Here is a 15021-nt window from a genome sequence, read left to right as displayed (position 1 = left end):
TACAGATGAAAAATATAGTTTATTTTTTTAGTGTTATTTTGCTTTATACAAATAGCTTGTCCGGGCAAGAGCAGGTCACCGCTATCAACATGGTTAGCACGCCGAATGGCATCTACGCTGACCTGAACAATATTGACTTTGGCAACAAAAGCTATGTCGTACTACGGAAGGAAAATCAGCAAGCTGAATACCAACCGGTCTTGCAGCACGATCCGGTTCGCTCGGCCAAGGAACTGGGTAAGCGGATCAATGATCTGCTGTTCTATATGCCCGAATCCTCACCACTCTCGGATTCCACGGTCAATATGCTTTGGAGCTACTGGCATAATCCGGAGACGCAGATCGAGTTTGTGACGGCGCCGGCTCCCCACCTCAAATTGTACGTTGGGCTAGCATTTCTCGATACGTCAGTAGCGTTGGGTAAAAGCTATGATTATATTATCGAAAACGAAGACGGTGATCGGTACAACGGTTCTGTTGTCCACCGGCTAGACACGATTGATTTCACGGCGATGCGGAGCTTTGATGTCGATCCGGGTGAGGGCTATCCCGAACTTCGGTTTCATTCATCCATTGTAAACGGAGCACCCAGCTTTGAAGTATACCGAAAGGTAAGTGGTGGATTTGACGATTTTGAAAAGATCCATACGACCAAAGGAATGGTCCTTAATGAAACCCAGGATTCTGTCATCTATTTTACGCAGGATACGACCGTCCTCCAAAGCGTGCGATACGATTATTTTATCCGAGGTAAAGACCTCATGGGCAATCTCGGTATCGCATCCGATACCGTATCGTTGCAGGTAGGGGGGAATCGTAATGTCAATGCAGGCTTTAATATCAATACGGCCGCCGTAGACCGAGGCATTCGCATTACCTGGGATTCACTGGATCAGCGTTTTTCTCTCCAAAACATCGTCATCTACAAAAGTGCGGACTACGATACCGGTTATGCGTTGCTGGCAAAATTGCCCGTAACGGATACGGAATATATCGATTATGATGTCATCGGTGGAACAGATTATTATTATCAGGTATTGATTCAAGGTGAATCTAATATGTCGTTCGCCTCCGCACGTACGTCGGGTTTATACCAAGGAGTAGTCAATCTCGTTCCACCCCATTCCGTACGGGGTGAAATCATCGACGGTAAGCCCGGCTTGAGTTGGATGCACCAGGACAGCCTCCATGTAGATGGTTACTATGTATACCGTGCTGTAGGCCGTAACGGAGAATTACAACAGGTGAGCAACATGATTCCCTACGAAAAGGATAGCGTTACGACCTTTCTGGACAGTACAGCAACGGATGCCGGCGAAGTATTCTACTACGGCATCACAGCCGTATCCAAGACCCAGTCCTTAAGCCCGATGTCCGAACTAATCGCTATCAGTATTCCCGAGAGCAAGAATCATAGGATGTCTGCTCCCGATAGATTACAAGCTATCTGGATGGACAGAAACCGCGTGTCTATCACTTGGCGGGATATGGATAGGTGGGAGGGAAGCATCGACCACTACAATGTCTATCGAAAACTTAAAGATAGTGCGGAGTTTCCTAAAGAACCGGTTGCCACCGTCGAAATCAATGAATTTGTGGATACCTTGCGGGCAAACGATATGTATGATTACGCGGTACAGTCGGTCTCTATCCATGAAAACCAAAGCGCATTGAGCACAGCGATCAGTATTGAACGTATCCCCGACAAGTTGCTGCCGCCACTAAAGGTAAGAGTCATGGAAAACAAGGGGAAAGTGTATCTGACTTGGGATGGGAGCGAAACACAAATAGAGAAATATCATATTTACCGTGTCGTCAACACGGACCCACCCGTATTATACAAAACACTTGATGGGAACTTAACCGCTATCGAAGACACAGACATCAAACAAGGAAATAACTATCTCTATTATGTCGCCTGTGTCGACCAGGACGAGATGGAAAGCGATTGGAGCGAAGAAGTGATATACAGTCCCTGAAAGGCCGGTCTTTAAAGGGCTAAAATTATACGGTCTTCATGGCGCTGATCAATGACTTGATACTTTTCGCATCTTTGACTTCCATTTTACCGGCTAGGATCAATCGTAGTTCGCGACGCTGTAAAGCTTCGTCGAAGAGCTTTATTTCCTCCTCCGATTCCGGAATCAGTTCGGCGACTTTTCGAGGTTTCGTGTTTTCATCAATAGCCACAAATGTATAGTACGCTTCATTTGATTTTATACGGGTTCCTTCCGGCAGGTTATGGGCAAAAATCTCCATGCGTACTTCCATCGACGAACTAAAAGCGCGGGAAACCTTTGCCTGTATAGTAACCACTTCGCCTAGTTTGATGGAGCGTTTAAACGAAACATTATCCACCGATACGGTGACTACAGGACTATTGGAGTGCTTTTGGGCGGCCATAGCCGAACAAATGTCCATCCAGTATAATAATCGTCCGCCCATTAGATTGCCAAAGGTGTTGGTATCGTTGGGAAGTACGAGTTCGTTCATTTCCGTGTAGGATTCTTTTGCGAATTTTTTGTTCATGCGTTTGTTGACGTTATTATGCATTATCGCAAAGGTAAATAAACGTTTTGTCTATCGGTTATAAAAACTAAACTGCTGTTCTATTTCCTTTAGTGATTCTATAAACGGAGTAGGGGCGTATCCTAAATCCGTTTTTGCCTTGTCGAGGATGAAGCCGGTTTTTCTCGGACGGTTGTTTTCCTGTCCGATATCAACGGCACGGATTGGATTGATAAGTGACCTATCCAACTGCCAAAAATCTGCAATATGGTAAACGGCATCCAATACTGACATCATTTCGTCGCCGGAGATATGATATATACCGGACGCTTCTTTTTCTATTGCAAGGATACAGGCATCCGCTAAATCATCTACGAAAGTAGGCATGCGCCACTGATCGCTTACGACGTTGATGCGGTTATTATCTTCCAATTGTTTCTTCGCCCAAAGAACCAAATTGGAACGTTTCGGATCCCCGTTTACACCATATACTAAAATAGTCCTTAGGATAGCAGTACGACAGTCTGTGGACAACAAACGTGTTTCAGACGCCACTTTACTTTCTCCATATGCATTACAAGGGTTCATCGTATCACTTTCCTTATAGGGGCCCTCTTTTCCATCAAATACAAAATCGGTCGATAGGTGGACAAGGTGCTTGTCATGCTGCACACAATACTGTCCCAATTGATAAACGGTTTCCACATTTACCTTTTCACATAACGTAGGATCATTTTCGCACGCTTCCACACTACTCATAGCTGCGGTATGGATGATATGATCGGGATGGACTTCTTCCAATAGCGATTGGAGAGCAGCACTATCGGTAAAGTTACAAGGTCGGTAAGTATAGCCCTCGCGGATAAAATTTCGGTTTTCACTTTTAGAAGTAGCGACTATATGGTATTGCGATTTATCGATTAACTTTTCAATGAGCTTCTGCCCGAGAAACCCGTTCGCACCCGTAATAAGAATCGTTCGTTTTAGTTCGTCCATTGAAAATCCATTTTGTCCTGTTTCATGGAATTGTCGATGACATCAATTTCCAGCTTTAAGATAGATTCTAATGCGTTATAGTCAATTTTTTCTGGATCATCTCCCGGTTTATGATAGTCATCATGCCCCCCGGTATGGAAAAACAAAACGGGAATATCTTTTCTATAAAAGGAAGTTTGGTCAGAACCACCATTTCCGTCACGACTGAGGTTAAATTTAATATCGCTTGTTATATTTTCAAAAATTGTCGGGAATTTGGAACTCGTTCCGTAGCCGATAACAGCCAAACCATTATCGGGATTATAGCGGCCAATCATATCCATATTCAACATCCAATGGATGTTTTCCAGTGGAATCGTAGGATTCTCCGTAAAATATCGAGAGCCTACCAATCCAAGTTCTTCCGCTCCGAAAGCAAGAAACAATAAATTGAAGGATTCTTTGATATCATTGCCGCTGTAATGGCGGGCAAGCTCCAATAGCCCGGCAACACCAGATGCATTGTCATCTGCACCATTATGAATTTCGCCTACCCCGAGAGAATCCCTTGAGCCTCCTTGACGCCCGTCTCCCAAATGGTCATAATGTGCACCGACAACGATGGTATACGCGGCATCGTTATCAATGTAACCGATAATATTGTCTGCTTGGCGAATACTGTCTTTTACGACGACACGGCGTACCCGCGCTTCGAAGGACTGGCGGTAGCCTTGTTCCCCTTTGGGAGCTAATCCGTACTTCTTGAAATGCTTTTCAATATATTTTGCCGCTTTTTTGACCTGTTTGGAACCTGTGCCACGACCTTGCATCTTGTCGTCAGCCAAATAATAGATGTGTTTTTTAAGGTTTTCTTGATTAATCTGTGCTAAAACAGATTGAAAGGGTATAAATAATAGAAAATGTAGCGCTATTATATAAAAAGAAAATGGGGCTTTAGTTTTCATGCCCCAAACCTAAATAAAATGCTTTGCATTCACGAATTCCTAAAAGAAAAACTATTATGAGTAATTCATTTTTATATGCAATATAATCTATATACATATAAAATGAATTATTCGTAAGCATATGTCTTAAAGGTACTCATGAGCACTGCGTGGTTTAATTTCGCTCTCCTCTACCATTGAAAACATTCTAACAGAGGAAATATACTTAATCTTCCAAAACTTCGCTGTTCACGCTTTCTTTTTCCACGTGCTCCTCTTTGAAATAACGTTTCTGAAAAATCAAAATAAGGAATACACCTACAGAAATGGCCGAGTCAGCAATATTGAATACGGGGCGGAAAAATAGGAAATGTTCTCCTCCCCAAATTGGGAACCAATCGGGGAAATTACCCTCGATCAAGGGGAAATAAAGCATGTCCACGACTTTCCCGTGAAATAACGACGAATAGCCTCCGCCTTCCGGAAATAAGGTGGCTGTGTTGTAGAATGTACTCTCGCTAAAAATAACACCGTAAAAAGTGGAATCAATGATATTTCCCAGTGCACCTGCAAAAATTAGTGCCACATTGAGTATAAAACCACGATGATATTTGTTTTTAACCATATAATGTAATCCATATCCTATACCGATTACAGCAACGATCCGAAACAGGGTGAGAAAAAGTTTTCCGAACTCTCCGCCAAATTCCATACCATAGGCCATTCCATTGTTCTCAATAAAATGGATGAGAAACTTATTGCCTATGATATTAAAATCCTGTCCAATAGTCATGTTGAGTTTTACCCAAAATTTTGATACTTGGTCAATGAACAAGATAATGGCGATCAGTAAGAGTGGTCGGTTATAGCCTTTCATAAATATATAAAAAATGGAGATGCTTAAACGTTATATTTTGAACATCTCCATTCTATCTCCTATTAATTGTTAATACTGTTTGTTTTTCGCTTCAATGCTTAACGTGGTATGTGGGACAGCTTTTAAACGTTCCTTTTGGATCAGCTTACCGGTTTCGCGACAGATACCGTACGTTTTGTTTTCAATACGTACCAAAGCAGCTTCTAGATTGTCAATGAATTTTTTCTGGCGAGCTGCAAGCTGGTTTGTTTGTTCCTTCTCCAACGTCGCTGAACCATCTTCTAATGTCTTATATGTTCCAGCTGTATCATCTGTCCCATTAGCGTTGCTGCTACTTAACGAAGATGTCAAAGCCGCCAGTTCCTCTTTTGCTACGCGAAGTTTTGCAAGAATAATTTCTTTAAATTCTTGAAGTTCGGCATCACTGTAGCGTGTTTTTTCTGTACTCATTTCCATAATTAAATTTTATCAACAATTACTCTTAACTCCTTACCATCGATCTCGATAGTGTCTCCAGACTCCAACGATGCTTCTACAAAATCAATAGCGTTTGCTAGAATTTCGGTGCAAATATACGATAAATTATTCTCTACAGCTTCTTGTATTTCAGTATTATGCGTTATTGTCACTTTAATTCTATCTGTAACCTCAAAACCTTTCTCTTTGCGGAGATTCTGGATACGGTTAATCAACTCCCTGGACAACCCTTCTTTTTTCAGTTCATCGGTAATGTTAATGTCCAAAGCAACGGTTAATTTCCCCAGATTGGCGACCTGCCATCCGGCAACATCTTCTGCGATAATTTCTACGTCTTCCGGTTGGATAGTATATAGGGTACCTTCTAGCTTTAACGATCCTTCGTGTTCTAATAAACTAATTTGTTCATCGTTCAAGGACTGGATGGCCGCAGCTACCGTTTTCATGTCCTTTCCTACTTTTGCACCTAGAACTTTAAAGTTTGGCTTTATTTTCTTTTTGATTATTCCTGCCGTATCTGTAATGAATGATACCTCCTTGATATTTGTTTCCGATAAAATAAGTTCTTTGACTTTTTCCACTTTTTCCTGGAAAGCATTGTCTAATACCGGAACTAAAATTTTGTTTAGCGGTTGACGAACATTAATGCCTGTTTTCTTCCGCAAGGACAATGTCAGCGATGAGATTTCTTGTGCCAACGCCATGCGTTCTTCCAAATCTTTGTCTACGAGTTCGCTATGATAGATTGGGAAATCAGCTAAGTGTACGGATTCATATCTTTCTTTATTGGAGCCCGCATTCAAATCGAGATATAAACGATCCGCGAAGAATGGTGAAATAGGTGCCATTAGTTTAGCTATCGTATCCAAACAGCTGTAAAGTGTTTGGTATGCCGATATTTTATCTTCCGTATAATCACCTTTCCAAAAACGGCGGCGGCATAAACGCACATACCAGTTGCTTAAATGTTCGTCTACAAAGTTCTGGATAGCTCGTGCTGCTTTGGTAGGTTCAAAGTCGGCATAATATGCATCCACTTCTTTGGTTAGGCTGTTTAATAGGGAAATAATCCAACGATCAATCTCCGGGCGCTTTTCGGTGGTAATATCCGGCTCGCTATAGCTGAAATTATCAATATTGGCATATAGTGCAAAGAAAGCGTAGGTATTATACAGGGTGCCGAAGAATTTACGGCGAATCTCGTCTAGCCCCTCTTCGTTAAATTTAAGGTTATCCCACGGTGCTGCGTTGCTGATCATATACCAACGGGTGGCATCCGCACTATATTTATCAATGGTAACAAACGGATCAACGGCGTTGCCTAAACGCTTAGACATTTTGTTGCCGTTCTTATCTAATACCAAACCGTTAGATACCACGTTTTTAAAGGCTACCGATCCGCGGATCATGGTAGAAATCGCATGAAGTGTAAAAAACCAACCACGGGTTTGATCTACCCCCTCTGCAATAAAATCTGCCGGAAAAGCATCTTCGTATCCGTCCTTGAAAGGATATTCGTCTCCACGAGCTAATTTGGTATGATCGATCCCCCATTGTGCGTAAGGCATTGCGCCTGAATCAAACCATACGTCGATTAGATCAGGCTCGCGGAACATCTTTTGGCCGTTTTCAGAAACTAAAACAATATCGTCCACATAAGGGCGATGTAAGTCTAATGTATCTGTTCCAAATTTATCCAGATAAGACTGGTTTACAGATTTCTCTTCTGCACTTAACACATCCGACTGTATTGCCTGTTCCAACCGAGTTTTCAGCTCCGGTAAGGAGCCTATACATATCTCTTCATTCTCATCTGCCGAACGCCATATGGGAAGTGGTGTCCCCCAATAACGGGAGCGGGAGAGGTTCCAATCTACGAGATTTTCCAGCCAGTTGCCGAAACGGCCAGAGCCCGTAGCTTCCGGTTTCCAGTTGATCGTTTGGTTTAATGCCACCAGTTTTTCTTTGACCGCTGTTGTACGGATAAACCAACTGTCTAATGGGTAGTATAATACCGGTTTGTCCGTCCGCCAGCAATGGGGGTAGGTGTGTTCATATTTTTTGACGTCAAACGCCTTGTTTTCTTCCTTTAATTTGATGGCAATCAAGACATCGGTAGGACGAAAATCTTTATCCGCACGTTCTTCTGCCGAATAGTATTCTTCTTTGACGAAACGGCCTGCGAAATCACTTATTTCTTTTATAAAACGACCGGTACGGTCTACTGTTGGTACATCTTTGCCATGCTCATCACGCACTAAAATGGCTGGAACACCATTCTCCTTACAAACCCGAAAGTCATCTGCCCCGTATGTTGGTGCAGCATGTACAATACCTGTACCATCTTCTGTGGTCACAAAATCACCTGCCACGACACGGAAAGCTTTTTCTACTAACTCTTCGCTCGTGATATAAGGCAAGAGTTGATGGTAACGCAAGCCTATCAATGCTTCGCCTTTAAACTCTGCTGCAATTTCCCATGGGATCACTTTGTCTCCCGTTTTATATTCCTGGAAAGAAGCTTGCTGACCTTCTGTTTTGAAATGTTTCGCAATAAGGTTCTTCGCTAGGATGACAGATACCGGTAGCCCAGTGTACTGGTTAAATGTTTTTACCTTAACGTAGTCTATGTTTTTCCCAACAACCAACGCGGTGTTGCTCGGCAATGTCCACGGGGTTGTTGTCCACGCGATAAACGCCACGTCTTCATCTTCAGATTCCACCAAAGTGGTCAGGAGCGGATGTACCTGTGTTTTGTCTAACCGGAATTCGGCAACAATCGTGGTATCTTTTACATCTTTGTATGTTCCCGGCTGATTCAGCTCGTGTGAACTCAAACCCGTTCCAGCCGCGGGAGAATAAGGTTGTATGGTATAACCTTTGTATAAAAGCCCTTTCTTGTAAAGCTCTTTCAGCAAATACCATAAGGTTTCGATGTATTCATTCTGATAGGTGATATACGGATCGCTAAGATCAACCCAATAGCCCATTTTCTGGGTAAGGTCATTCCACACATCGGTATATTTCATTACCTCTTTTCGGCACGCATCATTATAAGCTTCAACACTGATTTTTTTACCGATATCTTCTTTCGTAATACCCAATGTTTTTTCGACAGCCAGCTCAATAGGCAACCCGTGTGTGTCCCATCCTCCTTTGCGCTTCACTTGAAATCCTTTCAAGGTCTTATAGCGACAGAAAATATCTTTAATCGAGCGCGCCATCACGTGGTGGATGCCTGGCATACCATTGGCGGATGGAGGCCCCTCATAAAACGTATAGGGTTTGTTGGCCGGACGATTTGATATACTTTTTTCAAAGATATTGTTCGATTCCCACCGTTCTAGTATTTCTCTACCTATTTCAGGCAGGTTTAACTGCTTATATTCCTTGTACATCCGAAATTGCGATTGTTTTTTAAAGGTCGCTAATTTAGTGATTTTAAATTTAAGAAAGAAGACAGAAAATGTCATGTTTTGTTATGGAATTGAATGATTCATAACATCATGTTTGCAAAGATTCCTTGTTATGGAGAGATGCATAAAATTTAGCGCTATGGCAATAAGTACGTTTGTCTTCGTGTGCTTGTCGGAAGTAAAAGCACAAAGGAGCAATTATCCGTACCAGATTACCATACCAAAGAAGGAGGGTATCGATAAAAAGCGATTTGTCGATATTAAAGCTGAGGAATGGAATCATGCACCAAAGACGGTTATAAGGATGGCCTTTCACAGAAGATAAGCTAAGCTAAATCAACTTGCTCGTTGGGTTGGTTATTAAGTTATCGCTATGCCGAGAACGAACTTCCACAGCCGCAAGTGCTCGTAGCGTTCGGATTGTTGAACGTAAAGCCACGGGCGTCTAGGCCACTTTTGAAATCGATTTCCATACCCGCTAAATAGAGTCCGTGTGCCTTATTCATAAAAACGCGGATACCTTTTATGATATATTCCGTGTCACCGTCTTTCTTTTGGTCGAAACCTAGTATGTAGCTCATGCCCGAACAGCCTCCTCCTTCAACGCCAATACGTAAGCCGAAATCTGCGCTAATTTCCTGTTGGTCAATCAACTTTTTCAGTTCCGAAACTGCACCTTCAGTTAGGGTTACGGGGGCAGTATTTGTTGTTGTTTCTGTACTCATTACGCGTTGTTTTATTTATTCCGTCGTTACAAATTTACATCTTTCTTTTAAAGAAGCTTTTGGAAACTGTCTATTTTTGACAATAATAAAACATTCCTAATTTTTTTATGGATTTATCGTATATTTGCGCCAAAATATAGAAGTTTTTTATAATACTCCTTAACAATAACATAATGGAAAGAGATCAGGTCATTTTTAACCTCATCGCCGATGAGCTAAAGCGTCAAGAAGAAGGCATCGAATTGATCGCTTCAGAAAACTTTGTAAGTAAACAAGTAATGGAAGCAGCCGGTTCGGTCTTAACGAACAAATATGCGGAAGGCTTACCCGGAAAGCGTTACTACGGTGGTTGTGAAGTGGTTGACGAAATTGAAGCGATTGCTATTGACCGGGCAAAAAAATTATTTGGCGCTTCATGGGTAAATGTGCAGCCTCACTCCGGAGCACAAGCAAATGCTGCGGTTTTCTTAGCGACGATTCAACCTGGTGATAAAATTTTAGGACTTGATCTATCTCATGGCGGGCATTTAACACACGGTTCGCCTGCGAATCTTTCTGGTAAAATATACCAACCGTTATTTTATGGAGTAAAAGAAGATACGGGGCTTATCGATTATGAGCAATTAGAAGAGACTGCTTTGCGCGAAAAGCCTAAAATGATCATATGTGGTGCTTCCGCGTATTCACGCGATTGGGATTACGCGCGTATCCGTAAGGTAGCTGATGAAATTGGAGCACTTGTATTAGCAGATATCTCTCATCCTGCGGGATTGATTGCAAAAGGTTTGTTGAACGATCCGCTTCCACATTGTCATATCGTAACCACAACGACACACAAAACATTGCGTGGTCCTCGTGGCGGTATGATTATGGTTGGCCAGGATTTTGAAAATACTTGGGGTATTAAAACACCGAAAGGAGAAACCCGTACCATAACGCAATTATTGGACTTGGCAGTATTCCCTGGTACACAGGGAGGACCTTTGGAACATACCATTGCGGCGAAAGCAATTGCATATGGTGAAGCACTGAGCGATGAATACTTGGAATATGCTAAACAAGTGCGTAAAAATGCACAGACTTTAGCGCAATTCTTTGTTGACCGTGATTATAAGATCATTTCCGGAGGTACAGACAACCATTTGATGTTGGTTGATTTGCGTAACAAGGATATTTCCGGAAAAGAGGCTGAAGCGGTATTAGGCAAAGCTGGTATTACGACGAATAAAAACATGGTTCCTTTTGATACACGCTCACCATTCGTTACGTCGGGAGTGCGTTTTGGTACAGCAGCTGTTACCACCCGTGGTATTAAAGAGGACGAAATTATACAAATTGGTGAACTGATCGATGAAGCGCTGGCAAATCGAGCGAATGAAAGTGCTTTGGATGCCATTCATGGAAAAGTGAAAGCCTTGATGGCACAATTTCCGTTATATAAATAATAATAGCATAACATTAGCATTAGTAAAAGAAGGTGGGCAATTTTTTGCTCACCTTTTTTGCATGTTTACCGTAAAAAAATATAAATATACTAAACCATAATAGGTGCTTATTTGTTATATTCAGAAATGCGAAAGATGTGTGAATAAATGTTAAAAAATAATCGTTTAATTTGAATCTTCGTTATTTTTCATTTGCTTTGAAATATGTTTATACAAACGAAAGGACGCCTATAAAACACTTTACTCTTTAAAATAAATTCAAACATAAATCTGGGGATTTACTATGAAAACGTTAAAAGAAAAGAGTGACCTTGAATTGATTCAGGCCTACGTGGCGGGAGATGAAACGGGGATAGAGGTATTACTGAATAGATATAAATCAAAAATATATACATCCATCTATCTGCAGGTGAAAGATGAATATCTCGCCGAAGATATCTTTCAAGAAACCTTTATAAAGGTAATCAAAACATTAAAATCTGGACGATATAATGAGGAAGGAAAGTTTCTTCCATGGGTCGTTCGTATTGCTCAAAATATGGTGATTGACCATTTTCGGAAAGAAAAACGGAGCCCGACAGTGGTGAGCAGTGAGGGATATGATATTTTTGGTGTATTGGAATTTGCGGACGATAATGCGGAATCCAAATTAATGACTAATCAACGTGACGTGGATCTACGGAAGATTATTCAAAAGTTACCTGATGATCAAAAAGAGGTACTGATTATGCGCCACTTTTGTGATATGAGCTTTAAAGAAATTGCCGAAATTACGGATGTAAGTATCAATACAGCATTAGGACGTATGCGTTATGCGCTCAATAATTTGCGTAAAATGATTGAGGAGCACAATATGTTATTGAATATGGGTTAAAATCCCATATTCTCCACTTCAGCAGCTGTTTCTTCTACTTTGGCTTTCAAATCTGCTTTAAAAGCTAAAACAGATTTTGCTAATTCTTCCGAAGAAGTTGCTAAAATCTGAGCTGCTAAAATTCCCGCATTTTTTGCGGCATTTAGCGCGACTGTTGCTACTGGAATTCCATTAGGCATTTGTAATATAGAAAGTACGGAATCCCAACCATCAATAGAGTTAGAGGACTTTACCGGAACACCAATTACAGGTAAATGCGTAATAGAAGCGACCATACCGGGAAGATGAGCAGCCCCGCCGGCACCCGCAATAATGACTTTCAACCCACGTGTTGCAGCTGATTTCGCATATTCATACATTCGCTCTGGTGTGCGATGTGCCGACACAATAGATACTTCGAAAGTCACCCCTAAATTTTTTAATACTTCAATGGCATCTTGCATAATGGGAAGATCAGATTTGCTTCCCATGATTATACCTACTTGTGCAATATTTTCTTGATTCATTTCTAAGCTTTTACCTTTAATATCTCTTGTACCCAACGTGCATTTTTTATGGCCAATTCCCGGTCATCGTTTACAATACATATATGACCCATTTTACGGAAAGGCTTGGTGTATTTTTTTCCATATAGATGGACAAATACGCCTTCTACGGCAAGTACGTCCTCTACACCTTCATATTTGGCGAGACCCTCATACCGCGGTTCGCCCAACAGATTTATCATTACGGCATTTGTTCGGGCTGTTGTAGCACCTAAAGGCAAATTGAAAATAGCACGCAAATGCTGTGCAAATTGTGATGTTATATTGCCCTCGATGGTATGATGACCACTGTTGTGCGGACGGGGAGCGAGTTCATTTACCAAAATTTCACCTTCTTTTGTGAGAAACATTTCCACCGCCAGGAGACCGACAATTTGTAAGTCCTCCGCAATCTTCTTCGCGATTTCATCAGCCCGGGTTTGTACCTCAAAAGGCAATGTTGAAGGTGATATCAGAAATTCCACCAAATTGGCCTCCGGATTAAACTCCATTTCCACTAGCGGAAAAGTAGATACATCACCTTTGTCATTTCGGGCCACGATCACGGCAATTTCTTTCTCGAAATCTACCAATTCTTCCACTAAAGAAGGACTTTCAAAAGCCTGCTCTATTTCTGTCGTACTATTGATTTTTTTTACGCCCTTACCATCATATCCATCCTTGCGAAGTTTTTGTATATAGGGGAGTGGTATCGCTGTCTCATATAGATTCTCCTTCGTGGAGATAAGTTGAAAAGCAGCTGTGGGAATATCGTTTTGTTTAAAAAATTGTTTTTGCAGACCTTTATCTTGAATTAACCGGATGATTCGGGACTGCGGATATACCACGACGCCTTCGTTCTCTAATTTCTCTAAGGCATCTACATTCACTTTCTCGATTTCGATGGTGATCATATCCAAACCCTTACCAAAGTTATAGACGGTTTCGAAATCACTTAACGAACCGCATTCAAAGCGGTTACATAATTTACGGCAGGGTGCATTTTTATCAGGATCTAATATATGCACGTTTACGTTGTAATTGATGGCTTCTTGAATAAGCATACGGCCTAACTGGCCACCGCCAAGAATACCTAATTGCAACTCGCCATAAAAATCTTTTGCCATAGTGTTTAAAAAAATATATTAAGCTTGTTCAGAAAAATATTGATCTTGTAATATATTCTCTGTTTCTATTTTCTTTTGAAGTTCTAAAAATGCGCCTATTAATGCCTCTGGTCTAGGTGGACAACCCTGTACATATACATCTACAGGAATAACCCTATCGACCCCTTTTACCACATGATAACCATGTTGCCAATACGGCCCCCCACAATTGGAGCAGGAGCCCATCGATATGACGTATTTGGGTTCAGGCATCTGTTCGTAAAGTTTTTTTATCCTATCCGCCATTTTAAAGGTTACCGTGCCGGCAATGATCATCACATCCGATTGTCTGGGGGAGGGGCGTGGGAACACGCCCAAACGATCTAGGTCGTATGTCGACGCCATGGCGCCCATCATTTCAATGGCACAGCAAGCGATTCCAAAACTGACGGGCCACATAGACGATAACCTTGCCCAATTCAGTAAATCATCCATTTTTGCAATGATTACGCCCCCACTTTGTGCTTGATTTTGTGCTGCCTCCATGTTTTAATCAGTTTGACTTCTTGAATTTTGGTCGAAATCCTAATCCGCTGCTGCGAGCCACTTTTGTATCGGTGTTGTCCGTTTCCGAAGACGCTGTTTCCTTGTAGTCACGGACATGATATTTTTTGCTATTCAATTGTTCATAGGCCATGGCTGGGATACCGACCGAAACGCGAGGTCGTATATGTGCAGGTTTGATCCATGAAATATCACCTCGCTTCCATACATATATCAATCCAACGATCAGAATACCTAAAAACATGCCCATTTCCACCAATGTGAACCAGCCCCAACGCCCATCGGCGGCGATAAATTCCTTGTTTCCAAAAACCGTAGCCCAAGGAAATACAAAAATCAATTCCACATCAAATAATAGGAAGACCAAAGCAATGACATAAAATCGTGGATTTATCTGTATCCAAGCGCTACCAATGGCTTCCTCCCCACATTCGTATGTGCTTAGTTTTTCGGGATTCGGTTTTTTCGGCGATAGTATTCTGGCTAACAAAATGGTTACGCACACCAAGAGGATACCTACTATTGCGATTAATAGTATCTTTCCGTATTCTGACAGCTGCGCGGGGTCATCCATAGTACAAAATTA

Annotated in this window: 15 protein-coding genes; 4 read left to right on the top strand and 11 right to left on the bottom strand. The window is 41.7% G+C overall.

Annotated elements, in window-relative coordinates; translation table 11 throughout:
* Positions 1–5 precede the first annotated feature (5 nt).
* Complete coding sequence (locus H8B06_RS21020; RefSeq protein WP_237225579.1) at positions 6–1979, top strand: fibronectin type III domain-containing protein; 1974 nt, start codon at positions 6–8, stop codon at positions 1977–1979.
* A 25-nt stretch (positions 1980–2004) separates the two neighbouring features.
* Here the strand turns inward: H8B06_RS21020 and H8B06_RS13435 are convergent, their stop codons facing one another.
* The 6 genes from H8B06_RS13435 to ileS form a co-directional block, all read right to left on the bottom strand.
* Positions 2005–2529: an acyl-CoA thioesterase gene (locus tag H8B06_RS13435; protein WP_190994791.1), complete on the bottom strand. Its 525-nt coding sequence runs from the start codon at positions 2527–2529 to the stop codon at positions 2005–2007.
* Positions 2530–2580: 51 nt separating this feature from the next.
* Positions 2581–3504: an SDR family oxidoreductase gene (locus tag H8B06_RS13430; protein ID WP_190994790.1), complete on the bottom strand. Its 924-nt coding sequence runs from the start codon at positions 3502–3504 to the stop codon at positions 2581–2583.
* On the bottom strand, positions 3492–4448 hold the full coding sequence (locus H8B06_RS13425) for a M20/M25/M40 family metallo-hydrolase (protein ID WP_190994789.1): 957 nt from the start codon (positions 4446–4448) through the stop codon (positions 3492–3494). Before H8B06_RS13425 ends, H8B06_RS13430 begins: the two co-directional genes overlap by 13 nt.
* Positions 4449–4653: 205 nt before the next feature.
* Entirely contained in the window at positions 4654–5304 is a 651-nt protein-coding gene (locus H8B06_RS13420; RefSeq protein ID WP_190994788.1) for a lipoprotein signal peptidase, read from the bottom strand.
* A 69-nt stretch (positions 5305–5373) separates the two neighbouring features.
* Positions 5374–5760: a TraR/DksA family transcriptional regulator gene (locus H8B06_RS13415; RefSeq protein ID WP_130141500.1), complete on the bottom strand. Its 387-nt coding sequence runs from the start codon at positions 5758–5760 to the stop codon at positions 5374–5376.
* Between the two features lie 2 nt (positions 5761–5762).
* Positions 5763–9179 carry an isoleucine--tRNA ligase gene (ileS, locus tag H8B06_RS13410; protein WP_190994787.1) on the bottom strand — a complete coding sequence of 1139 codons (3417 nt, stop codon included), beginning with the start codon at positions 9177–9179 and terminating at the stop codon, positions 5763–5765.
* Between the two features lie 157 nt (positions 9180–9336).
* Here ileS and H8B06_RS13405 point away from each other — a divergent pair, with 157 nt between their 5' ends.
* Positions 9337–9522, top strand: coding sequence for a hypothetical protein (locus tag H8B06_RS13405; protein ID WP_190994786.1), 186 nt, complete (start codon positions 9337–9339; stop codon positions 9520–9522).
* A 46-nt stretch (positions 9523–9568) separates the two neighbouring features.
* Here the strand turns inward: H8B06_RS13405 and H8B06_RS13400 are convergent, their stop codons facing one another.
* Positions 9569–9922, bottom strand: coding sequence for a HesB/IscA family protein (locus H8B06_RS13400; RefSeq protein WP_190994785.1), 354 nt, complete (start codon positions 9920–9922; stop codon positions 9569–9571).
* Between the two features lie 173 nt (positions 9923–10095).
* Between H8B06_RS13400 and glyA the strand changes: the two genes are divergently transcribed.
* Together glyA and H8B06_RS13390 are read left to right on the top strand one after the other, a co-directional pair.
* Complete coding sequence (gene glyA / locus H8B06_RS13395; protein ID WP_190994784.1) at positions 10096–11367, top strand: serine hydroxymethyltransferase; 1272 nt, start codon at positions 10096–10098, stop codon at positions 11365–11367.
* A gap of 283 nt (positions 11368–11650) precedes the next feature.
* Entirely contained in the window at positions 11651–12241 is a 591-nt protein-coding gene (locus H8B06_RS13390; protein WP_190994783.1) for an RNA polymerase sigma factor, read from the top strand.
* On the opposite strand, the gene purE is transcribed toward H8B06_RS13390, so the two are convergent.
* Genes purE through H8B06_RS13370 form a run of 4 tightly spaced genes read right to left on the bottom strand, consistent with a single transcriptional unit; the run spans position 12238 to position 15009 of the window.
* The gene (purE, locus tag H8B06_RS13385; protein WP_190994933.1) at positions 12238–12747 is read right to left on the bottom strand and encodes a 5-(carboxyamino)imidazole ribonucleotide mutase; all 510 of its coding nucleotides are present in this window, start codon (positions 12745–12747) and stop codon (positions 12238–12240) included. The genes H8B06_RS13390 and purE overlap by 4 nt on opposite strands.
* A gap of 2 nt (positions 12748–12749) precedes the next feature.
* Positions 12750–13892, bottom strand: a complete 1143-nt coding sequence (locus tag H8B06_RS13380) for a 5-(carboxyamino)imidazole ribonucleotide synthase (protein WP_190994782.1) — start codon at positions 13890–13892, stop codon at positions 12750–12752.
* Between the two features lie 18 nt (positions 13893–13910).
* Positions 13911–14417, bottom strand: coding sequence for an NADH-quinone oxidoreductase subunit B (locus H8B06_RS13375; RefSeq protein WP_190994781.1), 507 nt, complete (start codon positions 14415–14417; stop codon positions 13911–13913).
* A gap of 7 nt (positions 14418–14424) precedes the next feature.
* Positions 14425–15009 carry an NADH-quinone oxidoreductase subunit A gene (locus H8B06_RS13370; RefSeq protein ID WP_190994780.1) on the bottom strand — a complete coding sequence of 195 codons (585 nt, stop codon included), beginning with the start codon at positions 15007–15009 and terminating at the stop codon, positions 14425–14427.
* Positions 15010–15021 lie beyond the last annotated feature (12 nt).

It is taken from the genome of Sphingobacterium micropteri, assembly GCF_014692515.1.
In the GTDB taxonomy this organism is placed as follows: Bacteria; Bacteroidota; Bacteroidia; order Sphingobacteriales; family Sphingobacteriaceae; genus Sphingobacterium; species Sphingobacterium micropteri.
Note: the sequence above shows the minus strand (reverse complement) of the source record. Positions and strands in the feature narration are given on the sequence as shown.

Coding starts and splice junctions, on each gene's coding strand:
- H8B06_RS13380 (WP_190994782.1), bottom strand. CDS start 13,892: ATGGCAAAAGATTTTTATGGCGAGTTGCAATTAGGTATTCTTGGCGGT.
- H8B06_RS13375 (WP_190994781.1), bottom strand. CDS start 14,417: ATGGAGGCAGCACAAAATCAAGCACAAAGTGGGGGCGTAATCATTGCA.
- H8B06_RS13400 (WP_190994785.1), bottom strand. CDS start 9,922: ATGAGTACAGAAACAACAACAAATACTGCCCCCGTAACCCTAACTGAA.
- H8B06_RS13425 (WP_190994789.1), bottom strand. CDS start 4,448: ATGAAAACTAAAGCCCCATTTTCTTTTTATATAATAGCGCTACATTTT.
- H8B06_RS13420 (WP_190994788.1), bottom strand. CDS start 5,304: ATGAAAGGCTATAACCGACCACTCTTACTGATCGCCATTATCTTGTTC.
- H8B06_RS13390 (WP_190994783.1), top strand. CDS start 11,651: ATGAAAACGTTAAAAGAAAAGAGTGACCTTGAATTGATTCAGGCCTAC.
- ileS (WP_190994787.1), bottom strand. CDS start 9,179: ATGTACAAGGAATATAAGCAGTTAAACCTGCCTGAAATAGGTAGAGAA.
- H8B06_RS13370 (WP_190994780.1), bottom strand. CDS start 15,009: ATGGATGACCCCGCGCAGCTGTCAGAATACGGAAAGATACTATTAATC.
- purE (WP_190994933.1), bottom strand. CDS start 12,747: ATGAATCAAGAAAATATTGCACAAGTAGGTATAATCATGGGAAGCAAA.
- glyA (WP_190994784.1), top strand. CDS start 10,096: ATGGAAAGAGATCAGGTCATTTTTAACCTCATCGCCGATGAGCTAAAG.
- H8B06_RS13415 (WP_130141500.1), bottom strand. CDS start 5,760: ATGGAAATGAGTACAGAAAAAACACGCTACAGTGATGCCGAACTTCAA.
- H8B06_RS13430 (WP_190994790.1), bottom strand. CDS start 3,504: ATGGACGAACTAAAACGAACGATTCTTATTACGGGTGCGAACGGGTTT.
- H8B06_RS13435 (WP_190994791.1), bottom strand. CDS start 2,529: ATGAACAAAAAATTCGCAAAAGAATCCTACACGGAAATGAACGAACTC.
- H8B06_RS13405 (WP_190994786.1), top strand. CDS start 9,337: ATGGCAATAAGTACGTTTGTCTTCGTGTGCTTGTCGGAAGTAAAAGCA.
- H8B06_RS21020 (WP_237225579.1), top strand. CDS start 6: ATGAAAAATATAGTTTATTTTTTTAGTGTTATTTTGCTTTATACAAAT.